Source organism: Flavobacterium sp. (assembly GCF_043773265.1).
Lineage (GTDB): Bacteria > Bacteroidota > Bacteroidia > Flavobacteriales > Flavobacteriaceae > Flavobacterium.
This window is the reverse complement of sequence record NZ_JAYVFH010000254.1, coordinates 1-9,936: the sequence shown is the minus strand read 5'-3', so window position 1 is coordinate 9,936 and position 9,936 is coordinate 1. Positions and strand designations below refer to the sequence as shown.

General features: G+C 33.0%; 4 protein-coding genes. All 4 read right to left on the bottom strand.

Features of this window, described 5'->3' with window-relative positions; genetic code table 11:
• Nucleotides 1–2,338, bottom strand: a 2,338-nt coding sequence (locus ACH2BO_RS13650; protein WP_395045288.1) for a putative metal-binding motif-containing protein, incomplete at its 3' end; no start/stop codon positions are given.
• A gap of 600 nt (nucleotides 2,339–2,938) precedes the next feature.
• Nucleotides 2,939–3,253, bottom strand: coding sequence for a DUF3467 domain-containing protein (locus ACH2BO_RS13645; protein ID WP_395045287.1), 315 nt, complete (start codon nucleotides 3,251–3,253; stop codon nucleotides 2,939–2,941).
• Nucleotides 3,254–3,257: 4 nt separating this feature from the next.
• On the bottom strand, nucleotides 3,258–7,574 hold the full coding sequence (gene rpoC, locus ACH2BO_RS13640; RefSeq protein ID WP_395045286.1) for a DNA-directed RNA polymerase subunit beta': 4,317 nt from the start codon (nucleotides 7,572–7,574) through the stop codon (nucleotides 3,258–3,260).
• Nucleotides 7,575–7,766: 192 nt separating this feature from the next.
• Nucleotides 7,767–9,936 (bottom strand): DNA-directed RNA polymerase subunit beta (gene rpoB, locus ACH2BO_RS13635; RefSeq protein ID WP_395045285.1); only part of this gene is annotated, 2,170 nt, incomplete at its 5' end.

Here is a 9,936-nt window from a genome sequence, read left to right as displayed (position 1 = left end):
CCTCTATTTGATATGTTGTACCAAATGAATAAGTAGTCAATTGTGTTAACTTCATTGAGCGTAAGAATGTATCCAACATTTGAACATCGGCTGGGTTTGCACTTGGTAATCCTGCGATTACTTTTGTAACTCTCCAACGGTATCCTTGTGCATTTGAAACTAAATAAGCCAAGAATGGAGTATCGATTGATGGCAATGTAACACCACATGATTCTGGACGAATTGTTGTAACTACTGGAATACATCCGCCAGGCATACCAACATTGTCTATGTTTCCATTACAGTCGTTGTCGATTCCGTCTCCACAAACGTCAACTGCTCCTGGATGTATTGTTGCATTTGTATCATCACAATCGGTATTAAATTTAGAATATCCTAATGGTGGTGTATTAGCATTAACCGCACATAAACTAGTAACAATTGCAGAAGTTGAGCCATATCCATCTAAATCTGCATCTAAATAAAATGGAAATGTTGTATGCATTGTTATATTGTTGTCGTTACAATCGGAATTATTTAAAACTCCGCAAGCAACTTGTGTGGTTGAGCCAAAACTATCAGCATCTGCATCTAAATATTGTATTTGATTGTCGTTACAATCGGAATTGTTTGTTGGACCGCTTGGTGCGAAAACTGTAGATCCAAATCCATCGTTATCAACATCTACATAAGTCAACAAATTATCGTTAGAGTCTAAATTATTTAATACTCCACCACAGGCAACAAAAGTTGTTGAGCCAAAACTGTCAGAATCTAAATCTGCATATCGCAATTGATTGTCGTTACAATCGGAATTATTTGTCACACCACATGCAACTTGTGTAGTAGAACCAAAACCATCATTATCTAAATCTACATATTGAATTTGATTATCATTACAATCAGAATTATTAGTAACTCCGCAAGCTACTTGTGTGGTTGAACCAAATCCATCAGCATCTGCATCTAAATATTGCAATTGATTGTCGTTACAATCTAAATTATTTAATACTCCACCACATGCTACAAAAGTTGTTGAACCAAAACTGTCAGAATCTAAATCTGCATATCGCAATTGATTGTCGTTACAATCTGAATTATTCAATACTCCACCACAGGCAACAAAAGTTGTTGAACCAAAACTGTCAGAATCTAAATCAGCATATCGTAGTTGATTATCGTTACAATCTATATTGTTTGTTGGACCACTTGGTGCGAAAACTGCAGATCCAAATCCATCGTTATCAACATCTACATAAGTCAACAAATTATCGTTTGAGTCTAAATTATTTAATACATAGCCAATAGGCAAACCTAAACAAGTACTATTTGGCACAGCATTATTACCAAATCCATCAGAATCTAAATCTTGATAATAGGTAACATTAGGAATTACAGTTATTGACAAAGTAGTGGTTGTTGCGCACAATCCTGCTGTTGGTGTAAAGGTATATGTAGTTGTTGTTAAATTATTTAATGTTGGCGACCATGTTCCAGTTATTCCATTATTAGAAGTTGTTGGTAAAGCTGATAAACTTCCTCCTGAACATATTGCAGAAACCGCTGTAAAAGTTGGTGTTGTTGGAGTTGTTGCAACAACTGCATTATTAATAACTACATTATCAATAGCCCAAGTTTCGTTTCCTGCATCATTTGCCAAAGTAATTTTAACTCTTAAATTAGCTGTTTTTGGCAAACCAGTTAAAATTACTGTACTATAACCATCTGTTGTTCTTACACCTCCAGCAGTTGGTGCGAAAATTTTACCTGACTCTACAGTTACATTTCCATCATATGCTGCAGTAGCATTTCCTGTTCCGGCTGTATAACTCCAAACTGCATTAGAAAAACCTTTTACTTGCATTTCATTTGTAAAAGTTGTTCCTCCATTAGTACTTATTGCAACCGTAACTATATCAAGAACATCTAATCCTTGAGCACCATTTGTAGCTAAAGCAGCTAATCGAAAGGTTAATGATGGATTACTATAACAACGAGTATCAACGTCAGCATTAGATGTAAAAACTGCTGGACCAACGACATTTCCAGTAAAATAGTAACCTCTTGCACCAGCAAATACAGTAGTTGCTGAAGCAGGTGATCCTGGAGTTACTGAACCCAATTGACCTAAAGTAGGAGAAAATGTTAAAGTTGGCGTAGCAGGTGAAGTTTCAAAATCTTGTCGAGCAATTGTCACTTGACTATAAGAGTAAAAATTACCAATAAAAAGTGCACTAATTAAAAAACGTTTGAAGAATAGTATATTTTGTGAATAAATACTATCTATCAATACTTTGATATAAAATTTTAAAAAATGATTATTTAAACCTGTTTTTGGGAGCTGTAATTCTGTTTTCATAATAATAATTGTTTAAATTAATATTTAATTTTTAAAAAGCTTCAGAATGTTAAATTAATAGAATGGGGTTTCTTCAAATTTAATTTTTTGTTATTACAGTAATTATTTTTTTTATATTCCTTGTCACCAATAAAAAAAAGAGGAGATTTGAATATTTTTTTTCATAATGATCGATTTAATTATTTAGAATGACAAAATTATTCTAAAATAAAACTTTGTAAAAGAGTATAAATACGTGATTATATAAAAAAAATAAACCTGGAAATATTTATGTTTTTTTAATGAATCAACTCGGCTTTGGGATTCTTGAATTAATAATTAATACAATTTTTTTTTAACAAAATTATTGTTAAAAAAAATTATCAAAAAAAAATATACTATAAAAAACCTAAATAATCGTTTAAATACATTTTTTTATAATAATTTAAGCATTAAATACACGCTGTAGATTTAGTTCTACAAAAAAATAATGATTCTTTTTGTTATTTATTTAATCATTATTTTAACCATAATTAATAAAAATTAATTATTTTTTTAACTATTAAACATAAAAAAACTCCTCAATTTCTTGAGGAGTTTTAGAATTAATTAAATTTTTTATTAAGCTTGTCCAGCTGGGCCAAAATTCAAAGGAATATTTGGTTGTTCAGAGTCTTTAATTTCACCATGAGCTACTTCAAATCTATGAATATTTTCGCCCAATGCAGCCAATAATCTTTTAGCATGTTGTGGAGTTAATATAATCCTAGATTTCACTTTAGATTTAGGTACACCAGGCATAATGGTTACAAAATCTAAAACAAACTCAGATGGAGAATGATTAATAATTGCTAGATTAGAATATATTCCTTCAGCAATTTTTTCATCAAGCTCAATATTTATTTGACCTTGTTGTGGTTGATTGTTATCACTCATAATATTAATAAATATATTCTTCTTTATTAGCCATCATTTCGTTATAATCTTCTTTAGATCCTACAATTGTATGATCATAATCTCTCATACCTGTACCGGCAGGAATTCTATGTCCAACAATAACATTTTCTTTAAGACCTTCTAAAGTATCAATTTTTCCAGCAACTGCTGCTTCATTTAATACTTTTGTAGTTTCTTGGAATGATGCTGCTGAAATGAATGATTTTGTTTGAAGCGAAGCTCTTGTAATACCTTGTAAAACAGGTGTTGCGGTTGCAGTGATAACTTCACGTGCAACTACTAGATTTTTATCGTTACGTTTCAATAATGAATTTTCATCTCTTAAATCTCTAGGAGAAATAATTTGACCTGGTTTAAGATTATCTGAATCACCAGCATCTTCAACAACTTTCATTCCGTATAATTTATCATTTTCACGAATAAAATCACTTGTGTGAATTAATTGTTCTTCTAGGAATAAAGTATCTCCTGGATCTTCAACTCTTACTTTACGCATCATTTGACGAATTACAACCTCAAAGTGTTTATCATTAATTTTTACACCTTGAAGACGGTATACTTCTTGAATTTCATTAACCAAATACTGTTGAACAGCAGATGGTCCTTGAATTCTTAAAATATCATCTGGAGTTATAGCACCATCAGACAAAGGCACACCGGCTTTTACGAAGTCATTTTCTTGAACTAAGATTTGACTTGATAATTTTACTAAATATTTCTTAACCTCACCAAATTTAGATTCGATAATGATTTCACGATTACCTCTTTTAATTTTTCCGAAAGAAACTACACCATCAATCTCAGAAACTACAGCAGGATTAGAAGGATTACGAGCTTCTAATAACTCTGTAATTCTTGGTAAACCTCCAGTAATATCACTTGCTTTAGAAGAACGACGAGGAATTTTCACAAGAATTTTACCTGCTTTAATTTTCTCTCCATCTTCTACCATAAGGTGAGAACCTACTGGTAAGTTGTAAGAACGAATCAATTCGCCATCTTTACCATAAACCAATAAAGTTGGAACTAATTTTTTATTTCTTCCTTCAGAAATTACTTTTTCTTGGAAACCTGTTTGTTCATCAATTTCTACCTGAAACGATTGACCTTGTTCTAAATCTTCGTATGCAATTTTTCCTGTAAATTCTGAAACAATTACACCATTATATGGATCCCATTTACAAATTGCAGCTCCTTTTTCAACAACATCACCATCTTTTACGCTAATAACTGCTCCATAAGGAATATAATGAGTACTCAACAGGATTCCTGTTTTAACATCTGTTAATTTTAACTCTGTTGAACGAGAAACTACAATGTCAACTTTATTGCCATCAGCATCTTCGCCAACAACTGTTTTTAAATCTTCTATTTCTAGTTTTCCGCCAAATCTTGCAATAATGCTAGATTCTTCTGAAACTCCACCAGCAACTCCACCAACGTGGAAAGTACGAAGTGTTAATTGTGTTCCTGGCTCACCAATAGACTGTGCAGCAATAACACCAACAGCTTCTCCTCTTTGAGTCATTTTTCCAGTTGCTAAGTTTCTTCCGTAACATTTAGCACAAATACCTTTTTTAGCTTCACAAACTAGTGGAGAACGTACTTCAACTTTTTCAATTGGAGATTCTTCAATAATTTTAACGATAGCTTCGGTAATTTGTTCACCAGCATGAATAACTACATCAGATGTTAAAGGATTAATAACATCTTGCAATGCAACACGTCCTAAAATTCTTTCTCCTAATGTTTCAACGATTTCTTCATTTTTCTTTAAAGCAGAAACTTCAATACCTCTTAATGTACCACAATCTACAGAGTTTACAATTACGTCTTGAGAAACGTCATGTAATCTACGAGTTAGGTAACCTGCATCTGCTGTTTTAAGAGCAGTATCTGCAAGACCTTTACGTGCACCGTGAGTAGAAATAAAGTACTCAAGGATAGAAAGACCTTCTTTAAAGTTAGAAAGAATTGGATTTTCAATAATTTCACCACCACCAGCTGTAGATTTTTTTGGTTTAGCCATCAATCCACGCATACCAGTTAACTGACGAATTTGTTCTTTAGAACCACGCGCACCTGAATCAAGCATCATATATACCGAGTTGAAACCTTGTTGGTCTTCTCTAATATTTTTCATTGCTAATTCTGTAAGTTGAGCATTGGCAGAAGTCCAAATATCAATAACTTGATTGTAACGTTCATTATTTGTGATAAGTCCCATGTTGTAATTCACAGAAATACCTTCCACTTGAACACGAGCATCAGCAATCAATTTTGCTTTTTGTTCTGGAATTCTAATATCACCTAATGAGAATGATAATCCACCTTTGAAGGCAAATTTATAACCCATATCTTTCATTTCATCAAGGAAAGCTGCAGTTGTAGGAACGTTAGTTACCGACAAGATTTTTCCAATAATATCACGTAAAGATTTTTTAGTCAATACTTCATTTATAAATCCAGCTGCTTCCGGTACTACTTCATTAAATAATACTCTACCGGCAGTTGTTTGAATGATTTTAAATACTTGTTCTCCAGATTCGTTAAAATCTTTAGCTCTAATTCTAACTCTTGCGTTTAATTCTAATCTACCTTCGTTTAAAGCAATATTTACTTCTTCGGCAGAATAGAAAGTCAAATCTTGACCTAAAATTTTGTGTTCTGGAGTTGACAATCGTTCTTTGGTCATGTAATAAAGACCAAGTACCATGTCTTGAGAAGGTACGGTAATTGGAGCACCATTTGCAGGATTCAAGATATTATGAGAAGCCAACATTAATAATTGAGCTTCAAGAATAGCTTCTGGTCCAAGTGGCAAGTGAACTGCCATCTGGTCACCATCAAAATCGGCATTGAAGGCAGTACACACTAATGGGTGTAATTGAATTGCTTTTCCTTCAATTAATTTTGGTTGGAAAGCTTGAATACCAAGTCTGTGTAATGTAGGAGCACGATTCAGTAATACTGGGTGACCTTTAATTACATTTTCTAAGATATCCCAAACTACTGGTTCTTTTTTGTCAATTATTTTCTTAGCAGATTTAACTGTTTTAACAATTCCTCTTTCGATTAATTTACGAATAACGAATGGTTTATATAATTCGGCAGCCATATCTTTAGGAAGACCACATTCGAACAATTTCATTTCTGGTCCAACAACAATTACTGAACGCGCAGAATAATCGACACGTTTTCCTAATAAGTTTTGACGGAAACGACCTTGTTTACCTTTTAATGAGTCTGATAAAGATTTTAATGGTCTGTTAGATTCAGTTTTTACAGCAGAAGCTTTACGAGTGTTATCAAATAATGAATCTACTGATTCTTGTAACATACGTTTTTCGTTTCTTAAGATAACTTCTGGAGCTTTGATTTCCATTAATCTTTTAAGACGGTTGTTACGGATGATAACTCTTCGGTACAAGTCATTCAAATCTGAAGTTGCAAAACGACCACCATCAAGTGGCACTAATGGACGCAATTCTGGTGGAATAACTGGTATAACTTTAAGAATCATCCATTCTGGACGATTTTCTCTGTTTAGGTTAGAATCTCTAAATGATTCAACAACTTGCAATCTTTTTAATGCTTCTGTTTTTCTTTGTTTAGAAGTTTCATTATTAGCAGCATGACGCAATTCGTATGACAAATTGTTCAAATCTGTTCTAGCTAATAAATCCATAATACATTCTGCTCCCATTTTGGCAACAAATTTATTAGGATCAAAATCATCAAGATACTGATTATCTGCAGGAAGTGTGTCTAAAATATTTAAATATTCTTCTTCTGTTAAAAAGTCAAGTCTTGATAAAGATTCGCCTTCTGCATTTTTAGCAATACCTGCTTGAATAACTACGTATCTTTCGTAGTAGATAATCATATCTAATTTCTTAGATGGTAAACCAAGAATGTATCCAATTTTGTTTGGAAGTGAACGAAAATACCAGATATGAGCAATTGGCACAACAAGATTGATGTGTCCTACTCTATCACGACGTACTTTTTTCTCGGTTACTTCTACTCCGCAACGGTCACAAACAATACCTTTGTAGCGTATTCTTTTATATTTTCCACAAGCACATTCAAAATCTTTTACTGGTCCGAAAATTCTTTCGCAGAAAAGACCATCACGTTCTGGTTTGTGAGTTCTATAATTGATTGTTTCAGGTTTTAAAACCTCACCACGAGATTCTGCCAATATCGCCTCTGGAGATGCTAGTCCAATAGTGATTTTGTTAAATCTTTTAATAGTACTTTGTTTGTTGTCTTTGTTGTTATTTCTATTATTCATCATAGTTTCTACTATTGATTTATTTGAAATTGAAATTTTATTTTTTTAGCCCTGATAGCAGTGAAAATCCTTTTCATTTTTTTCTTTAAAAAAAGAAAAGATTGTAACGTATAGCAGGAAATAGCTTCTAAAAACTATTGTAATTATGTTAAGATAGAGGCGTTGCAAAACAACGTCTCTACTTATACATATAATTTATTCTTCTAAACGAATGTCTAATCCAAGACCTTTCAATTCATGCATTAATACATTGAATGATTCTGGTAATCCTGGTTCTGGCATAGTTTCTCCCTTTACGATTGCTTCGTAAGTTTTAGCTCTACCAATTACGTCATCTGACTTTACTGTTAAGATTTCTCTTAATGTACTTGATGCTCCATAAGCTTCAAGTGCCCAAACCTCCATCTCTCCAAAACGTTGACCTCCAAATTGAGCTTTACCTCCAAGTGGTTGTTGTGTAATTAGTGAGTATGGTCCGATTGAACGTGCGTGCATTTTATCGTCAACCATGTGTCCAAGTTTCAACATATAGATTACTCCAACTGTTGCTGCTTGGTGGAAACGTTCACCTGTTCCTCCATCATATAAATAAGTATGACCAAACCTTGGAATTCCTGCTTCATCTGTTAGTTCATTAATTTGGTCTAAAGTTGCACCATCAAATATTGGTGTTGCATATTTTCTACCTAATTTTTGTCCTGCCCAACCAAGAACGGTTTCATAGATTTGTCCAATGTTCATACGAGAAGGTACACCTAGTGGATTTAAAACTATATCTACTGGAGTTCCATCTTCAAGGAAAGGCATGTCTTCGTGACGAACAATACGCGCAACAATACCTTTGTTACCGTGACGTCCAGCCATTTTATCACCTACTTTTAATTTACGTTTTTTAGCAATATAAACTTTTGCCAATTTCAAAATTCCTGCTGGTAATTCATCTCCAACAGTAATAGTGAATTTTTCTCTTCGTAAAGCACCTTGTAAATCGTTTAATTTAATTTTATAATTGTGAATTAAATCATTAACTAAACGGTTAGTATCATCATCTGCAACCCATTGACCTTTGGTTAAATGTGCAAAATCTTCAACAGCATAAAGCATTTTTTGGGTGTATTTTTTACCTTTTGGCAAAACTTCTTCACCCAAATCGTTCATAACACCTTGCGATGTTTTTCCGTTTACGATTAAGAATAATTTTTCTACTAATTTATCTTTTAATTCAACAAATTTAGTTTCAAATTCTAATTCAAGAGATGTTAATGCATCTTTATCTTGAGTTCTCTTACGTTTATCTTTTACTGCTCTTGCAAATAATTTTTTATCTAAAACAACTCCGTGTAATGATGGTGATGCTTTTAATGAAGCATCTTTTACATCTCCAGCTTTGTCTCCAAAGATTGCTCTAAGAAGTTTTTCTTCTGGTGTTGGATCAGATTCTCCTTTAGGTGTAATTTTTCCGATAAGAATGTCGCCAGGTTTTACTTCGGCACCAATTCTAATCATTCCGTTTTCATCTAAATCCTTTGTTGCTTCTTCAGAAACGTTAGGAATATCATTAGTTAACTCTTCATTACCTAATTTAGTATCTCTAACTTCTAATGAATAATCGTCAACGTGAATTGATGTAAATATATCATCTCGAACAACTTTTTCAGAAATTACAATTGCATCCTCGAAATTGTATCCTTTCCAAGGCATAAATGCTACTTTTAGGTTTCTACCGATTGCTAATTCTCCGTTTTGAGTTGCATATCCTTCACAAAGCACCTGACCTAATTGAACTCTATCTCCTTTTCTTACGATTGGTTTTAGGTTAATTGATGTACTTTGATTGGTTTTTCTAAATTTGATTAATTGGTATGTTTTTTCATCAGCTTCAAAACTTACCATTCTTTCTTCTTCAGTTCTATCGTATTTAATAGTAATCATATTGGCATCAACATACTCAACAACACCTTCGCCTTCTGCATTTATTAATACTCTAGAATCTGATGCAACTTGACGTTCTAATCCTGTTCCAACAATTGGAGCTTCTGGACGTAATAAAGGAACGGCTTGACGCATCATATTTGATCCCATCAATGCTCTATTCGCATCATCGTGTTCCAAGAAAGGAATTAATGAAGCTGAAATTGATGCAATTTGATTAGGAGCAACGTCAGTATAATGAACTTGATTAGGATCTACAACTGGGAAATCACCTTCTTCACGTGCAATAACTTTATCTGCAGTAATGAATCCTTTAGCATCCATTTCAATGTTTGCTTGAGCAATCATTTTTCCTTCTTCTTCTTCTGCACTTAAATAAATTGGTTCAGAAACTAAATCAACTTGTCCGTTTGTTACTTTACGATAAGGAGTT

Bases quoted from the DNA above. Each gene is read 5' to 3' on its own strand.
- ACH2BO_RS13645 (WP_395045287.1), bottom strand. From the start codon at position 3,253: ATGAGTGATAACAATCAACCACAACAAGGTCAAATAAATATTGAGCTT.
- rpoC (WP_395045286.1), bottom strand. From the start codon at position 7,574: ATGATGAATAATAGAAATAACAACAAAGACAACAAACAAAGTACTATT.